The organism is Pseudomonas sp. C321, assembly GCF_055407105.1.
On the sequence record NZ_JBUZRB010000002.1, the window covers coordinates 267,778 to 285,716 of the forward strand.

Annotated in this window: 14 protein-coding genes; 5 read left to right on the top strand and 9 right to left on the bottom strand. The window is 61.2% G+C overall.

The genetic code is table 11. The features are described from left to right. Positions 1-69: 69 nt before the first annotated feature. Together ACZRJ6_RS07200 and ilvD are read left to right on the top strand one after the other, a co-directional pair. Complete coding sequence (locus ACZRJ6_RS07200; protein WP_463967748.1) at positions 70-528, top strand: REP-associated tyrosine transposase; 459 nt, start codon at positions 70-72, stop codon at positions 526-528. A gap of 300 nt (positions 529-828) precedes the next feature. After that, on the top strand, positions 829-2,670 hold the full coding sequence (gene ilvD / locus ACZRJ6_RS07205; protein WP_133102471.1) for a dihydroxy-acid dehydratase: 1,842 nt from the start codon (positions 829-831) through the stop codon (positions 2,668-2,670). 153 nt (positions 2,671-2,823) lie between these two features. Here ilvD and ACZRJ6_RS07210 read toward each other — a convergent pair whose 3' ends face one another. Further along, positions 2,824-3,882 (bottom strand): HAD family hydrolase, encoded by a 1,059-nt coding sequence (locus ACZRJ6_RS07210; RefSeq protein ID WP_149412236.1) that lies wholly within the window; start codon positions 3,880-3,882, stop codon positions 2,824-2,826. A gap of 242 nt (positions 3,883-4,124) precedes the next feature. Between ACZRJ6_RS07210 and ACZRJ6_RS07215 the strand changes: the two genes are divergently transcribed. Continuing rightward, complete coding sequence (locus ACZRJ6_RS07215; protein WP_463967747.1) at positions 4,125-5,516, top strand: L-cystine transporter; 1,392 nt, start codon at positions 4,125-4,127, stop codon at positions 5,514-5,516. A gap of 54 nt (positions 5,517-5,570) precedes the next feature. On the opposite strand, the gene ACZRJ6_RS07220 is transcribed toward ACZRJ6_RS07215, so the two are convergent. Continuing rightward, entirely contained in the window at positions 5,571-6,083 is a 513-nt protein-coding gene (locus ACZRJ6_RS07220) for a dihydrofolate reductase (protein ID WP_463967746.1), read from the bottom strand. A gap of 102 nt (positions 6,084-6,185) precedes the next feature. Between ACZRJ6_RS07220 and ACZRJ6_RS07225 the strand changes: the two genes are divergently transcribed. Both ACZRJ6_RS07225 and ACZRJ6_RS07230 read left to right on the top strand, forming a co-directional pair. After that, positions 6,186-7,565, top strand: coding sequence for a DUF2868 domain-containing protein (locus ACZRJ6_RS07225; protein ID WP_463967745.1), 1,380 nt, complete (start codon positions 6,186-6,188; stop codon positions 7,563-7,565). Then, a complete protein-coding gene (locus tag ACZRJ6_RS07230; RefSeq protein WP_463967744.1) occupies positions 7,558-8,931 on the top strand; it encodes a GTPase/DUF3482 domain-containing protein in 1,374 nt (457 codons plus the stop codon). Before ACZRJ6_RS07225 ends, ACZRJ6_RS07230 begins: the two co-directional genes overlap by 8 nt. Here ACZRJ6_RS07230 and ACZRJ6_RS07235 read toward each other — a convergent pair. From ACZRJ6_RS07235 to ACZRJ6_RS07265, 7 genes are all read right to left on the bottom strand, one after another. Further along, a complete protein-coding gene (locus ACZRJ6_RS07235; protein ID WP_463967743.1) occupies positions 8,928-9,482 on the bottom strand; it encodes a phosphonate degradation HD-domain oxygenase in 555 nt (184 codons plus the stop codon). The genes ACZRJ6_RS07230 and ACZRJ6_RS07235 overlap by 4 nt on opposite strands. Continuing rightward, positions 9,479-10,615 (bottom strand): TIGR03364 family FAD-dependent oxidoreductase, encoded by a 1,137-nt coding sequence (locus tag ACZRJ6_RS07240; protein ID WP_463967742.1) that lies wholly within the window; start codon positions 10,613-10,615, stop codon positions 9,479-9,481. Before ACZRJ6_RS07240 ends, ACZRJ6_RS07235 begins: the two co-directional genes overlap by 4 nt. Before the next feature lie 129 nt (positions 10,616-10,744). After that, positions 10,745-11,761 carry a putative 2-aminoethylphosphonate ABC transporter substrate-binding protein gene (locus tag ACZRJ6_RS07245; protein ID WP_463967741.1) on the bottom strand — a complete coding sequence of 339 codons (1,017 nt, stop codon included), beginning with the start codon at positions 11,759-11,761 and terminating at the stop codon, positions 10,745-10,747. Between the two features lie 33 nt (positions 11,762-11,794). Continuing rightward, positions 11,795-13,519, bottom strand: coding sequence for a putative 2-aminoethylphosphonate ABC transporter permease subunit (locus ACZRJ6_RS07250; protein ID WP_463967740.1), 1,725 nt, complete (start codon positions 13,517-13,519; stop codon positions 11,795-11,797). A 1-nt stretch (position 13,520) separates the two neighbouring features. Continuing rightward, on the bottom strand, positions 13,521-14,585 hold the full coding sequence (locus ACZRJ6_RS07255) for a putative 2-aminoethylphosphonate ABC transporter ATP-binding protein (protein WP_463967739.1): 1,065 nt from the start codon (positions 14,583-14,585) through the stop codon (positions 13,521-13,523). 177 nt (positions 14,586-14,762) lie between these two features. Continuing rightward, entirely contained in the window at positions 14,763-15,629 is an 867-nt protein-coding gene (locus ACZRJ6_RS07260) for a LysR family transcriptional regulator (RefSeq protein WP_463967738.1), read from the bottom strand. Positions 15,630-15,645: 16 nt separating this feature from the next. Then, positions 15,646-17,889 (bottom strand): heavy metal translocating P-type ATPase, encoded by a 2,244-nt coding sequence (locus ACZRJ6_RS07265; protein ID WP_463967737.1) that lies wholly within the window; start codon positions 17,887-17,889, stop codon positions 15,646-15,648. Between the last annotated feature and the right edge of the window lie 50 nt (positions 17,890-17,939).

A 17,939-nucleotide genomic window follows, 5' to 3' on the forward strand; every position in this document is an offset into this window, starting at 1 on the left:
ACTGTCGAAACGACAACCTCCCGCCCCACGCCTACCGTTTCTCTTCCCATCACGGAAGAGGACGAAGGAATGTCCAACGCACCACATGCACATCATTTACGCACCGGTCGCTACTCGGAACCTGGGCGTTTCTACTTGTTAACTGCCGTTACCCATCAACGACAACCAGCCTTCAAGGATTGGCGCATGGGTCGACTGGTGGTGAACGAATTCAGAAGAGCTGAGGAAGACGGCAAGGCCACCTCCGTGGCGTGGGTGGTCATGCCTGATCACTTCCACTGGCCGGTTGAGCTGCATAGCGGTGACTTGCCGAAGCTGATGCAAGCCACCAAGTCGCGAAGCGCACGAGCCATCAATAAGGCGAGAGGTCTGCACGAGACGCTGTGGCAAAAAGGTTATTTCGACCGGGCGCTGCGTCGCGAAGAGGATCTGAAAGCGATGGCTCGGTACATCGTCGGCAATCCATTGCGAGCCGGGCTAGTCGACCAAATCGGCGAATACTCGCTGTGGGACGCAATGTGGCTCTGAAATGCACACCTCATGTAGGAGCGAGCTTGCTCGCTCCTACAGTGATTGCATTTTACGCACCCACACGTCTCGTAAGCGCTACCTCCACGCTTCTCGCCATTCCCTCCAGCCGCCAGCGGTGTAGAATCGGCCTATTCATCGCCAGTCATCCCCCGGCGGGTTTATGAGCTCAAGGCCAATGCGCACGGCGATCCCGTAACGTTTGAGGCAACTTCCGGACACACGGCCATTTCTGATGTGCTCCAGACGTCAATAGAAGCTCACTCCCCTTAGTACCTGATTAGCCGCCCGGAGTGCTCCATGCCAGATTACCGCTCGAAAACATCCACCCACGGCCGCAACATGGCCGGCGCCCGCGCACTGTGGCGCGCCACGGGGATGAAAGATGACGACTTCAAAAAGCCGATCATCGCTATTTCCAACTCGTTCACCCAGTTCGTACCAGGCCACGTCCACCTCAAGGACCTGGGGCAACTGGTGGCCCGTGAGATCGAACGCGCTGGCGGCGTAGCGAAAGAATTCAACACCATCGCCGTGGACGACGGCATCGCCATGGGTCATGACGGCATGCTGTATTCCCTGCCGAGCCGCGAGATCATCGCCGACTCCGTGGAATACATGGTCAACGCCCACTGCGCCGACGCCATCGTGTGCATTTCCAACTGCGACAAAATCACCCCTGGCATGCTGATGGCTGCCCTGCGCCTGAACATTCCGGTGATTTTCGTCTCCGGCGGTCCGATGGAAGCCGGCAAGACCAAACTCGCCAGCCACGGCCTGGACCTGGTAGATGCCATGGTCATCGCCGCCGATTCCAGTGCTTCTGACGAGAAGGTTGCGGAATACGAGCGTAGCGCCTGCCCAACCTGTGGTTCGTGCTCCGGCATGTTCACCGCCAACTCGATGAACTGCCTGGTGGAAGCCCTGGGCCTTGCCTTGCCGGGCAACGGTTCGACACTGGCCACCCACAGCGACCGCGAGCAGCTGTTCCTGCAGGCCGGGCGCACCATCGTCGAGCTGTGCAAGCGTTACTACACCGACAACGATGAGTCGGTGTTGCCGCGCAACATCGCCAACTTCAAGGCGTTCGAAAACGCCATGACCCTGGATATCGCCATGGGCGGTTCCACCAACACCATCCTGCACTTGCTGGCCGCCGCCCAAGAAGCCGAGATCGACTTCGACCTGCGCGACATCGACCGTCTCTCGCGCCATGTGCCGCAATTGTGCAAAGTCGCGCCGAACATCCAGAAGTACCACATGGAAGACGTGCACCGCGCCGGTGGGATCTTCTCGATCCTCGGCTCCCTGGCCCGTGGCGGCCTGCTGCACACCGACCTGCCGACCGTACACAGCAAGTCCCTCGCCGAGGGTATCGCCAAATGGGACATCACCCAGACTGACGATGAGGCCGTGCACACCTTCTTCAAGGCAGGCCCGGCCGGCATCCCGACCCAGACCGCATTCAGCCAGTCGACCCGTTGGGAAACCCTGGACGACGACCGTGAAAACGGCTGCATCCGCAGCGTCGAACACGCCTACTCCCAGGAAGGCGGCCTGGCCGTGCTGTACGGCAACATCGCCCTCGATGGCTGCGTGGTAAAAACCGCCGGCGTGGATGAGTCGATCCATGTGTTCGAAGGTCGCGCCAAGATCTACGAAAGCCAGGACAGCTCTGTGCGCGGCATCCTCGCTGACGAAGTGAAGGCTGGCGACATCGTGATCATCCGTTACGAAGGCCCGAAAGGCGGCCCGGGCATGCAGGAAATGCTCTATCCGACCTCGTACCTGAAGTCCAAGGGACTGGGCAAAGCCTGCGCCTTGCTGACCGATGGTCGTTTCTCCGGCGGCACTTCCGGCCTGTCCATCGGCCACGCTTCCCCGGAAGCCGCTGCCGGTGGCGCGATTGGCCTGGTGCAAGACGGCGACAAGGTGCTGATCGACATTCCGAACCGCTCGATCAACCTGTTGATCAGCGATGAAGAACTGGCCGCACGCCGGGTCGAGCAGGACAAGAAAGGCTGGAAGCCAGTGGAGAAGCGTCCGCGCAAAGTCACCACCGCGCTGAAGGCTTACGCCCTGCTGGCTACCAGTGCCGACAAGGGTGCCGTGCGTAACAAGGCGATGTTGGACGGGCTGTAAGCCTGCCCTTACCCATAAAAACCGTCGACCATAAAAATGCCCCGCCAAGTGCGGGGCATTTTTTTGTCTGGGTTAACCCGAAAATACTGGGTTCTACTGTGCGGTTGGCCTTCTGTGGCGAGTGGGTTTATCCGCTCTCCACAACAGTTGGGGCTATTGAATCTCATCCGGCTTGACGATCACCCAATTCTTGTCCGCCGTGACCGGCAAGCCTTCCTTGGCCTGGGCCGCAGCGTGCTTGGCCATCATGCCGTTGAGCTGGGTCATGTATTTGTCCTTGCGGTTGACCCACAGGTGGATGCCGCCCTTAGCCACGTCAACATCGTGGAACAGCATGTAGCCGTCACTGGTCGGGGTGTCGCCGCCTACCAGCACCGGTTTTTTCCATTCGTCGATATAGGTCAGGATCGCCGCGTGTTTACCGGCCATCCAGGTCGCCGGGGTCCACAGGTAGGGAGTCAGTTCCAGGCCGAGGTTGGCCTTTTCGTCATACTTGCCAGCGGTGATTTGCTTACGGGCGGTGGTCAGCTCGCCGGTCTTGCGATCCTTGAGCAAAGTGGTGACGCCGATGACGTTCTGTGGCTTGACGTTGTAGCCGTACTTCGGGTCGGCGGCGACCATGCGCACCAGCTCTTCGGAGGCGGCGGTCATCACGTAGACCTCGATGCCGTTTTCCATCAATTTGTTGAACAGTTCAGCCTGGCCGGTAAAGATTTTCGGCGGCTGGACCTCCATGTTCTTCACCACGTCACCCTCGTAGTAGGTAGCCGGGACCGGCTTGCCGGAAGCCATCAACTCATCGACGTAGCCCTTGAGCTCCTTGAGGGTGAAACCGGAAAAAACCTGGGCGACCCACGGATAGCAGACCATGTCGTCGACTTCGCAAAGGCGATAGTAGTAACTGAACAGGCTTTCCTTGTGGTCGGCGGTGTCCTTGAACGGCATCAGCTTCAGTGAAGGATCGAGAGTGTCGCGGGTGATCAAGCCCTTGTTTTCCATGAACGGCAGCAAGGACTCTTCAAGGTCGTAGCGGTAACTGGTGTTGTCCATGTCGAACACCGCGAAGTTACCCTTGTTGGCGTTGGCGGCGATCATTTCGTTCAGTTGCTTGGCGGCAGGTGCAGGCCAGTGCTTCAACTCGGTGGCGGCAAACGCCTGGCTGGCGAGCCCCAGGCAAAGTGCGGCGGCAAATAATCTTGGCGCGAGCTTCATGTGCGTTTTCTCCCTGAGTAAAAGACATCGACGCTAACAAATCCCCGTGACACTTCCCACCACGGGCACGACCGACTGCGTCCTGATCCCGCCACGGGCATACTCCTGAGCGCCAATCCCTTATTCCAAAAACGACAGTCACCATTCCATCTCGGTATTAAATCAATAAATATCAAGCTGTTAGGATCGCCGGTTCGCAATCGCAGGCTCGCGCGATTGGCTGCCCTTTACATGGAGCTTCAATGAATCTGCCCCTGATTCTCAATTTACTGGTGTTTCTCGCCCTGTTGCTGGGCCTGGCACAAACCCGTCGCACCCACTGGAGCCTGGCCAGAAAGGTCTTGCTCGCCCTGGTGCTCGGCGTGGTTTTCGGTGTGATCCTGCACACCATTTATGGTGCCGGTCACCCAGTGCTCAAGGCGTCGATCGGCTGGTTTGACCTGGTAGGCAATGGTTATGTGCAGTTGCTGCAGATGATCGTGATCCCGCTGGTGTTCGCCTCGATCCTCAGCGCCGTGGCGCGGCTGCACAACGCCACAGCCCTGGGCAAGATCAGCTTCCTGACCATCGGCACGCTGCTGTTCACCACGGCTATCGCGGCGCTGATCGGTATCGGCCTGACCAACCTCTTCGGCCTCACCGCCGAAGGCCTGGTGGCCGGCACCCAGGAAATGGCCCGCCTGCAAGTGATCCAGAGCGACTACGCCGGCAAGGTCGCCGACCTGAATGTGCCGCAACTGCTGCTGTCGTTTATCCCGCAAAACCCGTTTGCCGACCTGGCGCGGGCCAAGCCGACGTCGATTATCAGCGTGGTGATTTTCGCTGCATTCCTGGGGGTTGCCGCGCTGCAATTGCTCAAGGATGACGTGGCAAAAGGTCAGAAAGTAATCAACGCCATCGACACCCTGCAAGCCTGGGTGATGCGCCTGGTGCGCCTGGTGATGACGCTGACCCCTTACGGCGTACTGGCGCTGATGACTAAGGTGGTCGCCAGCTCCAACCTGCAAGACATCGTCAAGCTGGGCAGTTTCGTGGCGGTGTCCTACCTGGCCCTGGGGCTGATGTTTGTGGTCCACGGCCTGCTGCTGTCCCTTTCCGGGATCAACCCGCTGCGGTTTTTCCGCAAGGTCTGGCCGGTGCTGACCTTTGCCTTCACCAGCCGCTCCAGCGCCGCAAGCATCCCGCTGAGCATTGAAGCGCAGACCCGGCGCCTGGGCATCCCGCAATCCATCGCCAGTTTTGCTGCCTCGTTTGGTGCGACCATCGGCCAGAACGGTTGCGCCGGCCTCTACCCGGCCATGTTGGCGGTAATGGTGGCGCCGACCGTGGGCATCAACCCGCTGGACCCGCTGTGGATTGCCACGCTGGTGGCGATTGTGACCTTGAGTTCGGCGGGCGTGGCCGGCGTGGGTGGCGGTGCGACATTTGCCGCGCTGATCGTGCTACCAGCCATGGGCTTGCCGGTGTCACTGGTGGCGTTGCTGATTTCGGTTGAGCCATTGATCGACATGGGCCGTACGGCGTTGAACGTCAATGGTTCGATGACAGCGGGGGCAATTACCAGCCAGATCATGCAGCAGACCGATAAAGAGCTGCTCAATGCCGATAAGCATGCCGAGTTGGCGCAGGCTTAGAATGAACCCTTAACCTGTCGAGATCGTTCCCGCGCGCGTGGGAACGATCTATCGTCAGATCTTTTCCCAAACCTCAAAGTTGAACGCTGGCTTATCGCCTTCGGCCGGATTCTCGACATTCGACACCAGTTTCCACTGGTTCAAGTCAAACTCGGGAAACCACGCATCCCCTTCAGGGCTCAACGCCACTCGCGTCAGATACAGGCGATCCGCCTGCGCAAGGCCCTGCGCATAAAGCTGCGCGCCGCCGATCAGCATCAGCTCATCAACGCCCTGCGCCAAAGCCCACTCTTCAGCTCGCGCCACCGCCGCATCGAGGGACGGATAAACTTGCGCACCTTCAAGCACCAGATCGGTCTGACGGCTGACCACGATATTCAAGCGACCCGGCAACGGCCGACCGAGGGAATCCCAGGTCTTGCGCCCCATGATGATCGGCTTGCCCAGCGTGGTGGCCTTGAAATACTTGAAATCCCCCGGCAAGTGCCAGGGCATGCTGTTGTCGACGCCGATCACACGGTTTTCACCGATGGCTGCAATCAGGCTTAAAGGGAGAGTTTTTTTCATGCTGGCGAGAATACCAGAGGCACACACCGACAAACGAGCGGCATACCCCAACCCACGCCACAGCGGTTATGCTCCAACCTCACTTGCACAACAGGACGGCGCGTGACTGCTCTGACTCCCCTGCACCAACTCTGGCTGACGGAAACCTTGCGCCTGCGTGAAGAACACGCGGGCCCTTTGGAAGACCAGGAAGCCAATCGCCTGGCCCGCAGCACTGGCGGCGACTTGCCGACGCGCATTCAAAACCGCGCCCTGTGGCTGGCCGAACGTGATGGCCTGATCGCCGCCCTGCACCATTGGCTGCAAGGCGCGCGGCTGGCGCTGATGGTATTGGCCGTGATCGCCATCATCAGCGGCGCCGGCCTGGCATTCGCCGCGCTGGGCAACGGCCTGGCGCCGGTCAATGTGTTCTGGGCCCTGGGCAGCCTGCTGGGCTTGAACCTGATCCTGCTCTTGAGCTGGGCCCTGGGCCTGTTGTTTGCCGGCGAGCATGGTGCCAGCCTCGGGCGCCTGTGGTTGTGGCTCAGCGAAAAACTCGCCCGTGACGCCAAGGCCGCGCAACTGGCGCCGGCACTGTTGCTCCTGTTGCAGCGCAAGAAACTCAATCGCTGGGCGGTGGGAGTGCTGGTCAATGGTCTGTGGCTGCTGGCCCTGTTCAGTGCGCTGGTGATCCTGCTGACATTGATGGCGACCCGGCGTTACGGTTTTGTCTGGGAAACCACCATTCTGCGGGCCGATACCTTTGTCAGCGTGACCCAAACCCTCGGCGCCCTGCCCGCACTGCTGGGTTTCAGCGTGCCCACCGTCGAGATGATCCGCGCCAGCGGCGATTCGGCACTGAACATCGAAAGCGCCCGCCAAGCCTGGGCCGCCTGGCTGGTCGGCGTACTGCTGATCTACGGCATCCTGCCCCGACTGATCCTCGCATTGTTGTGCCTGTGGCGCTGGAAACGCGGGCGCACCGCCTTGCGCCTGGACCTCAACCTTCCTGGCTACAGCCAACTGCGTGAGCGCTTGATGCCCAGCAGCGAGCGCCTTGGGGTCAACGACGCCGCGCCCGAACAGCTTCATCACGTGACCGGTGGCGTCAGCACCCTGGAAAGCGACGGCGCCCTGCTGGTGGCCATCGAGCTTGATGATCAACGCCCTTGGCCACCGAAACTGCCCGCCAACGTCAAGGACGCCGGCATCCTCGACAGCCGCGAATCGCGGCACAAGCTGCTGGAGCAATTGACCCGTTTCCCGCCCGCGCGCCTGGCCATCGCCTGCGACCCGCGCCGTTCGCCAGATCGCGGCAGCCTGGCGCTGATCGCCGAACTGGCCCGCAGCGCCACGGCCACCCGTGTCTGGCTTCTGCAAGCGCCGCCGGGCCAGGCCCTGGATGCAGAACGCCTTGGCGATTGGCATACAGCCTTGCAGCAGTTGCAATTGCCATTCGCCGACTGCGCGCCGCTCAATTGGCTGGAGACAGGTCATGACTAAACCGCTGAAACTTGCCGTGGTCGGCCACACCAATGTCGGCAAGACCTCGCTTCTGCGCACCCTGACTCGGGATGTGGGCTTTGGTGAAGTCTCCCATCGCCCGAGCACCACCCGCCATGTCGAAGGCGCGCGTCTGTCGGTGAACGGCGAAGCCCTGCTGGAGCTGTACGACACCCCCGGACTGGAAGATGCCATCGCCCTGCTCGACTATCTCGAACGTCTGGACCGCCCCGGCGAACGCCTCGACGGCCCGGCCAGGCTGGCGCGTTTTCTGGAAGGCAGCGAAGCCCGGCAGCGTTTCGAACAGGAAGCCAAGGTCCTGCGCCAGTTGCTGGCCTGCGACGCCGGGCTCTACGTAATCGACGCCCGCGAACCGGTGCTGGCCAAATACCGCGACGAACTGCAAGTGCTGGCCAGCTGCGGCAAACCGTTGTTGCCGGTGCTCAATTTTGTCAGCAGCGCTGAACACCGCGAGCCAGACTGGCGCGAAGCCCTGGCCCGCCTCGGCCTGCATGCGCTGGTGCGCTTCGACAGCGTGGCACCACCAGAGGACGGCGAGCGGCGGCTGTATGAAAGCCTGGCCCTGTTGCTGGAGCATTCCCGGCCACAACTGAAGCGGCTGATTATTGATCAAGAGGCCCAGCGCCAGGCCCGTCATCAAAGCGCCGCCCGGCTGATCGCCGAGCTGCTGATCGACTGCGCCGCCTGCCGGCGTAGCGTGGTCAGCGAGGCCGATATCGAACAGCAAGCCATCAGCGAACTGCGCAAAACCGTACGCCAGCGCGAACAACGTTGTGTAGAAGCCCTGCTCAAGCTGTTCGGCTTTCGCCCACAGGATGCCGCCGCCAGTGATTTACCGCTGCTGGATGGCCGCTGGGGCGACGACCTGTTCAATCCGGAAACGCTCAAGCAACTGGGTGTGCGGGTTGGCGGCGGTATCGCGGCCGGCGCGGCGGCGGGTGCGGGTGTGGATTTATTGGTCGGCGGCCTGACCCTCGGCGCTGCCGCCCTGGCCGGGGCCATCGCCGGTGGCGCGCTGCAAACCGCCCGCAGTTATGGCAGCCGCCTGCTGGGCAAGATCAAGGGCCAGCGGGAACTGACCGTCGATGACAGCGTGTTACGCCTGTTGGCCCTGCGCCAGCGGCAACTGCTCAAGGCCTTGAACCTGCGAGGCCATGCGGCCATGCACAGCATCAAGGTCGATACCCCCCAGGACAAGACCTGGCGCGAAGGCAAGCTACCTGAAGCGCTGAACAAGGCCCGGGCCCATCCGCAATGGTCGTCCCTCAACCCTCACGCCAAACTGAGCCAAGCCGAGCGCCAGGAACAGATCGAAGCACTGGCCCTGCGTCTGGACGAAACCTAAGCAGCCAACAAGCGCTGGGCCTTGGCCTTCAAGAGGCCTAGGTCCAGCACCGGCACATGCATTTCCTTGGCCTGCTCATCCCAGTGGCGCATACGCAGACTCACGGCGCATAACGGGTCCTGCTCAAACGCCCGCGCTTCATCTGCCGTCATGACGCCCCCCTGATAACCCAGTGTGCGGCGGCTGGCTTCACTCAGACGCGCGTAGTAATCCGGCTGGCTGAACGTCAGGTAGCGCTTGGCCTGGACGTGATACTCCACCAGTTTCGCCATCCGCTCGCTGAAACCGGCCCGCCGCAAATAATCAGCCCCCAGCCGCTCATGGCTGACCACGCCATAACCGCCCATGTTCTCGCCGCCCTGGCCGCAAAGATGGCCGATGTCATGGAAAAACGCCGCCAACACCACCTCATCATCGAAACCTTCGGCCATGGCCAGTTGCGCGGCCTGGGACATGTGCTCGATCTGCGACACCGGTTCGCCGATGTAATCGGCTGAGCCATGTTGCTCGTAAAGGCCGAAGACTTCGGCAATGGCGTGTTCAACCTTCATTCAGCTCCTCCCCACAGATCGGTGATATTGCCCTCGGCCATCGCCGGCCCCACGCTCATGCCCACGCCGGTGTGCATCAACGCCGCACTCACACCCGGCGCCACCCGCAAGAACGAAAACGGCCCCGGCCCGCGGGAACCATAAACGCCCTGCCAGCGTTCCAGCACCTGAATTTCGCAGCCTAGCGTGTGCTCGGCCAGTTCGATCATCCAGTTATCCACCTGTTCGGCGTTGAATGGTGAGGGATCGCTACCGTAATGGTGGGAATCGCCGATGATCAGTTCACCATAAGGCGTCGGGCTGATCAGCAGATGGATGCCGTTTTCGTGCAGGTGTGGCGTGTCACGAAGGATTTGTGCCTGTACCGCCGCCGCTTCCGGCAGGTCAGCGAAGGCACCGTAATGCACGCAGCTCAGGCCGGTCAGCAGTGCGTGCTGCAGATTCAAATCTACCTGAGGCTGGGCCCGCAGCATTTGCAGGCGGCAGGTTTGCGGATTGAGTTCGGCAATGTGCTCGGCCAGCAGGGTTTGGTAGTCATGACCGGAGCAGACGATGATCTGCTCACCGCGAAAAGTCCCGGCGGTGGTATGCACCTGACCGGGCTCGACGTCGCGTACCAACGTGGAAAAGTGAAACTCCACCTTGAGTTCGCGACTCAGGTAGTTGATCAACGCCGGGATAGCTTCGCGCGAATACAGCTGCTGATCGTCCTGGCCAAGGAGCGCAGCACGGTGATGGCGGAACTGGCCGCCGTACAGATCATTCATCGCAGCGCCCTGTAGCAGCTCAACACGGTAGCCATGCTCCCGGGCGCGGCCGGCGCAAAAAGCTTCCAGCAAATGTTCTTCCGCTTCGGTGCGGGCAAACAAGTAGGAGCCGTTGCGCTTGAGCTGAATGCCGGCCAACTGCGCCCATTGGCCCCAGATGTCACGGCTTTGCCGTGCCAGGTCGAGCATCGGCCCTGGCGGCTGGCCGGTGACCAGGGCCTGGCCGAAGTTGCGCACCGAGGCGCCCAACGGCGTGGCGCTGCGCTCGAACACCTTGACCCGCAAGCCACGCTTGGCAGCGGCGTAGGCATGGGAAAGGCCGAGGATGCCAGCGCCGATGATCAGTAGATCACTGTGGTGTGTCATGAATTTCGCTGCCCCTTGTAGGAGCGAGCTTGCTCGCGAAGAACGTTAACGATGACTCGGGCATCCTGAATGCACGCGTCGCTCTCAGGTTTTTCGCGAGCAAGCTCGCTCCTACAGTAACGGTGGTAGTTATTGTTTTTCCGACTTGCCGTCATAGCGCTTGCGCCATTCGGTCAGGATGTTGTCGCGGTTTTTCGAAGCCCAGGCGAAGTCGTTCTTGATCAGCCGTTGCTCATAGTCAGCCGGCAATTCGGTCTGCGGCTTGGCAAGCCCCGGCTGGGCGAGCACGGCGAAGTTCTCTTTATACAGGTCCATCGCAGCAGTGCTGGCAGAGAAGTCGGCGAGCTTCTTCGCCGCGTCCTCATGAGCGGTGCCCTTGATTACGGCGGTGGCTTCGATGTCCCAACCCAGGCCCTCTTTGGGCAGCACGATGTCCAGCGGCGCGCCTTGGCGTTTCAACTGAACGGCTGGGTATTCGAAGGAAATCCCGATCGGGAACTCACCGGAAGCCGCCAGCTTGCACGGCTTGGAACCGGAGTGAACATACTGGCCGATGTTCTGGTGCAAGTCGTCCATGTACTGCCAGCCCTGCTTCTCGCCGAAAGTCTGCAGCCAAGCGCTGACATCCAGGAAGCCCGTGCCGGACGACGCCGGGTTGGGCATGACGATCTTGCCCTTGTACTCGGGCTTGGTCAGGTCTTGCCAGCTGATCGGCTTGGTCAGGCCCTGCTTTTCAGCTTCGACAGTGTTGAAACAGATAGTCGCGGCCCACACGTCCATGCCGACCCAGGCCGGAGGGTTGGCGGCGTCACGGTAGTTCGCGCCGATCTTGCCCAGGTCTTTCGGGGCGTAGCTTTGCAGCATGCCTTGTTGATCAAGAATGGCCAGGCTGGACGCCGCCAAGCCCCAGACTGCGTCAGCCTGCGGGCGGGCTTTTTCAGCCAGCAGCTTGGCGGTGATGATCCCGGTGGAGTCGCGCACCCATTTTATTTCAATGTCTGGGTTGGCGGCTTCGAAGGCTTTTTTGTAGGTCTTCAACTGCTCGGCTTCGAGGGCCGTGTAGACGGTCAACTCGGTTTTAGCAGCGAAGGCATTCAGACTGAACGCAGCGAGCACAGCAGCGGCTAACGCCAGGGGCTTGAACATGGTGCAGTTCCTTTTTAATGGGGACGGATTTATTTATTGACCAGGCGCGGTTTGGCGCCAGGCCTGGGAGCGGCGCAACAAACCGCGTGAGGCCCACGCCAGCAGCAGCGATACGCCCGCCGAGGTGAACAGAATGAGCGTGGACATGGCCGCCGCACCGCCAACATTGCCGGCGTCGTCCATGTTCAGAACCGCCACCGCCGCGAGGATGGTGTCGGGGCTGTAGAGGAAGATCGCCGCCGAGACAGTGGTCATCGCCGAGACGAACAGGTAGCGCACGATGTCCAGTAACGCCGGCAGGCAAATCGGCACGGTGACCCGCAGGTAGTGGCGGTAAAGCGGCGCCTTGAGGGACAACGCGGCGGCTTCAAATTCCGCGTCCAGTTGGCGCAGGGCCGTGGTGGCGGTCATTTGTGCGGTGGTCAAATAGTGAGCAATGGTGCACACAACCAGCAGGGTCATGGTCCCGTAGAACACATGCAGCGGGTTGCCGGGGAGGTTGAAAAAGAACACGTAGCCCAGGCCCAGCACCAGGCCCGGTACCGCCATCGGTACGAAACTGAGCATGCGCAATGCCAGGTTCAGGCCGCGTTGGCCGTGGGTCTTTTCCATCAGGTAGGCGCCGGTGAAGATCAGCACGCTGCCGATCAATGCCGTGCACAGGGCCATGGTCAAACTGTTGCGATAGGCCAGCCAGCCGCCGCCCGCCGTGTCGTTGAACTGGTAATGGTTCAGCGACAGCGACAGGTTATAGGGCCAGAACTTCACCAGCGATGAATAGACCGCCATGCCGAACACCAGCAGCAACACCGTACAGATCAGCAGGACGATGGCCAGGTAACAGCCGTCCCGCAGCCGCGATGGCGCAGGTTGAAAGACCTGGGCGCGACCGCTCATGGAGTCACCATGACGACGGCGCAGCCAGGCATCAACGCAAAAGCTGAACAACGCCGGCAGCAGCAGTACCATGCCGATCAAGGCGCCACGGCCAAATTGTTGTTGGCCGACCACCGCTTTGTAAGCTTCCAACGCCAGCACTTGATAGTCGCCGCCCACCACCACAGGCACGCCGAAGTCGGTGATGGTCAGGGTGAACACCAGGCAGAACGCGGCGAATACCGCCTGGCGCGTTGCCGGCCAAGTGATGCTGCGAAAAGCCCGGGCGGGGCTTGCACCCATACTCGACGCCGCGTCGAACAGCCGCGCATCCGCCAGGGACAGCGCCGACAACAGGATCATCAGCGCATGGGGAAAGGTGTAGATCACTTCACCAATGACAATGCCCCAGAAGCCATAGATGTTGTCTGACAGCAGCCCGCGCAACATTCCCTGGTTGCCGAACAGATAGACCAGTGCGATACCCGGCAGCATCGAAGGCGCCATCAGCGGCAGCAATGACATGCCGCGCCAGATGACCTTGCCGGGGATCAGTGTGCGTTGCAGCGCGTAGGCAAACAGGTAGGCCAGCGGTACGACGATGGCCGAGACACTGAGGGAAACCTTCAGGCTATTGCCCAGCAGCCAGTGGAAATTGTCACTGGTGAGCAACTCGCGCGCAGCCACCAGGCCACCGCCCTGCCCATCTTCAGCGCTGAAACCACTCCAGAAGATCGCCAGCAGCGGCAGCAACACCGCCACGCCCAGCAGGAGCAACAGCAGCAGCTTGCCGCCCAGTACGAAAATGCGGTCGCCGAGTTCGGCACGGGAAGCCTGACGAGCCACGTTGTCGGGTATCGGCAGGGTCATGTCGGCGGCCATCTCAGGCAAACACCTGCAGGCTGCGCGGCGGCAGCGCAACCCAGATGTCCTGGGCGCCAAGGCGCGGCATGGCTTCCGGGGCCAGTTCGGCGAGCAGCGGATGGCCGGGCAATTGGTCCAGCTCAAAGCTCATGCGGCAGCGGTTACCGAGGAAGGTGATTTCGCGGACCTTGGCCGGGAACAGGTTTTCCTCATGCACTGGCGGGTTGACGCTGATGGCTTCGGGGCGGCAGAACAAACGACCTGATGCCGCTTTACCAGAGTTTTCGGCCAGGCGCACATTCATCCCGCCGACCTGGGCATGGCTGGCGCTGTTGCGGCTGAACGGCAGCCAGTTGCCTTGGCCGACAAATTCGGCGACGAAAGGCGTGGCCGGGCGATCGTAAATTTCCTGGGGAGTGGCGTATTGCTCGACCTTGCCATTGTTCATCACGGCGATGCGGTCGGCCATCAGCATGGCCTCGTCCTGATTGTGGGTGACCATCAGGGTGGTGATGCCCAGGCGCTGTTGCAATTGGCGCAGTTCGGTACACAGATGCTCGCGCACGCGGGCGTCGAGGGCGGACATCGGCTCATCAAGCAACAACAGCGACGGTGCGGGCGCCAGGGCACGGGCCAGGGCCACGCGTTGTTGTTGGCCGCCGGAGAGTTGGCCGGGGTATTTTTTTTCGCTGCCCAGCAGGCCCACCAGTTCCAGCATCTGCCCGACGCGCTTGCGTACTTCATCGCGGCCGCTGCCGGCCAGGCCGTAGCCGATGTTCGCTTCGACGGTGAGGTTGGGAAACAACGCGTAGGACTGGAACAGAATGCCGTAGTCCCGCGCCTGAGGGGCCAGCAGGGAAACGTCGCGCTCACCCAGGTACAACTCGCCACTGTCCTGGCGCTCCAGCCCTGCGATACAACGCAACAAGGTGGTCTTGCCGCAGCCGGATGGGCCGAGCAGGCACACCAGTTCACCGGCGGCGACATCCAGGGACACGTTGTCCAGAGCGGTAAAGGCGCCGAAACGCTTCTGGATACCGCGCACCTTCATCGGCGCGCCGGGGTTGGTCATGGCTGTGTTCATGGAGGCACCTCATCAAACTGATGAAGGCCATCCTAGGGAGCAAATGCGTAGCTCGTGTGGCAGGAAGGCAAAAGTGAGCGATAGTGGTATTGGTAGATTTGGGTAGGGCTGAACAATTATTTGTGGCGAGCATAGCTTGTGTGGCGAGCGGGCTTGCCCGATCGCCACACAAGGTAGTCAGCCCGCTGGCGACATTTCCTGCGCCAACCCCAGAAAAGCCGCCGGCAACCGCGCGCCCTTTCGCTCCTTGAGGCAGTACAGGTATTCGGCAATCTGCGGCGCATTCTCGATGGTCAGTACCCGCAACTGCGGATCATGGGGCACTTCCTGGCGAGCAATGATGCTGATGCCGATATTGCGCAGCACCGCCTCGCGAATCGATTCCCGACTGCCAATCTCCAGCAGCGGGCCGTAACTCACCCCCGTGCCCTGCAACATTTCTTCGGTCAGCCGCCGAGTGGTGGAACCTGCTTCGCGCATCAATAAGGTGTGCCCGGCCAGAGCGCTCAACGGCACAGGGTCCAGCACCGCCAGAGGATGATTGCGATGTACCGCCAACACCAGCGGATCGGTGCCCAATACCCGACGAATCAGGCGCGGGTCTTCCAGCAATTGCGACGACGCGGCGACATCCACCCGGTAGTCTTCCAGCGCTTCCAGCACCTGCTGGGAGTTGCCGATCTCCACCGAGACTTCCACCTGGGGCAGCCTTTCGCGAAAGGTTTTTACCAAATCGAGGATGTAGTACGGAGCGGTCGCGGCAATTCTCAACGTGCCCTGAACCTGGCCGCTGTTTCGCAGGAAAAACTCGATATCGCTTTCCTGCTGCAACAACGCCTTGACCATCGGTAGCAGCCGCGCACCTTCGTCACTGACCGTCAGGCGGCGCCCGCCCCGATAGAACAGCTCAACCGAATACTGGCTTTCCAGATGGCGAATCTGGGTGGTCACCGTGGGCTGGCTCAGGCCTAGCTTTTTCGCCGCCTGGGTAATGCTACCCAGGCGGGCGACCATATAAAACGCCTTCAGCTCAGCACTCAGCACACCACCCTCTCATCGACTATTTGCGCAACAAGCGCAGACCATTGAACACCACCAGCAGGCTCACGCCCATGTCGGCGAATACCGCCATCCACATGGTGGCCATTCCGAGGAAGGTCACCGCGAGGAAGATCGCCTTGATCACCAGCGCCAGGGCGATGTTCTGCTTGAGGATACTCGACGTTTGCCGCGACAGCCGTATGAATGCCGGAATCTTGCGCAGGTCATCGTCCATCAGCGCCACGTCGGCGGTCTCGATGGCGGTGTCGGTACCGGCGGCGGCCATGGCAAAACCGATCTCGGCACGGGCCAGCGCCGGGGCGTCGTTTATACCGTCGCCAACCATGCCGACCCGATAGCCCTTGCCGTAGAGGGCTTCAATCGCTTGCAGTTTATCGGTGGGCAACAGGTCGCCCTGGGCCTGATCGATGCCGACCTGGGCAGCAATCGCCTGGGCGGTGTGGGTATTGTCGCCGGTGAGCATCAGGGTTTTGATACCCAGGTCGTGTAACTGCTGGATCGCTTCGCGGCTGCTGTCCTTGACGGTATCGGCCACAGCGAACAGTGCCAGCGGGCCGGATTTGTCCAGCAGCAGGACCACGGACTTGCCCTGTTTTTCCAGGGCGAAGAGTTTTTCTTCCAGGGCCGGTGAACACAGGCCCAGTTCTTCCACCAGACGGTGGTTGCCCAGATAGTAGACTTCCCCGTTGATTTCGCCGCGTACACCACGACCGGTCAGGGCTTCGAAGTTATCCACAGCATGCACGGGCAGTTTTTTATCCACAGCCGCGTTGGCGATGGCCAGGGACACCGGGTGATCGGAACGACCGGCAAGGCTCGCCGCCAGTGCCGGCGCACTGTCTTCAAGGTTGGGGAACAGCGCCAGGTAATCGGTTTGCACCGGCTTGCCGTGGGTGATGGTGCCGGTCTTGTCCAGGGCCAGGTAGTCGAGTTTGTAACCGCCCTCCAGGTACACACCACCCTTGATCAGGATGCCTTTGCGGGCGGCTGCAGCCAGGCCACTGACGATGGTCACCGGGGTGGAAATCACCAGCGCACACGGGCAAGCCACTACCAGCAACACCAGCGCGCGGTAGATCCAGTCGAACCAGATGCCGCCCATGAACAGCGGTGGAATCACGGCCACACCCAAGGCAAAGAGGAACACTACCGGGGTGTAGATTTTGGAAAAACTATCGACAAAGCGCTGGGTCGGCGCCCGCGCCCCCTGGGCCTGCTCCACGGCGTGGATGATCCGCGCCAGGGTGGAGTTGTTGGCTGCCGCGGTGACTTTATATTCCAGGGAACCCGCCTGGTTGATAGTGCCGGCGAAAACCTTGTCGCCGACGGTTTTCTCGATGGGCAGGCTTTCACCGGTGATGGGCGCCTGGTCGATGGTCGACTGGCCGGACACCACCTCGCCGTCCAGGCCAATGCGCTCGCCGGGACGAACCCGCACGATAGCGTCCAGTTCGATGGTTTTAACGTCTTTTTCAATCCAGCTTCCGTCAGTCTGACGAACCGTGGCCTGCTCCGGAGTCATCTGCATCAAGCCGCTGATGGCGTTGCGCGCGCGGTCCAGGGACTTGGCCTCGATCAACTCGGCCACAGTGAACAGGAACATAACCATGGCCGCTTCCGGCCACTGGCCGATGAGGACCGCGCCAGTCACGGCGATGCTCATCAGGGCGTTGATGTTCAGGTTGAGGTTTTTCAGGGCTATCCAGCCCTTTTTATAGGTGGTGAGGCCGCCGCTGAGGATCGACACCAGCGCCACCAAGGCAATCACCCAAGTCGGTGCGGCGTTGGTGAAGTGCAGCACTTCGGCGCCCAAGGCACCGAGGCCGGACAGCGCCAATGGCCACCAGTGTTTCTTGGCCGGAGGCGCGGCGGCGGCGATACCTTCTTCGATCGGATCGGCCTGCATCCCCAGAGACTTGATGGCCTCGATGATCGGTGCCGTTGTCGGCAAGTCATGGGTCACACCGAGGACGCGGTTGATCAGGTTGAATTCCAGTTGTTGCACGCCAGCGAGCTTGCCCAGTTTGTTCTGGATCAGCGTCTGCTCGGTGGGGCAGTCCATGGCTTCGATGCGGAAGGTGCTCAACCTGGAGCCTGCGGTGGGCGCTTCGCTCAATTGCACCAAGGACGGTGCCGCGGCGCCGGAGCAGCAAGAGCTGCCATGATCATGCTTTTGCACAGGCTGAAGCTTTTCGCCGTGGTCATGATCATGCTTGTGCGGGGTGTGGATAGAGTCGCTCATTGGTCGGGTCCGGAAAGGTGCCTGTTGCCAAGTAAAGACCCTGTAGCCAC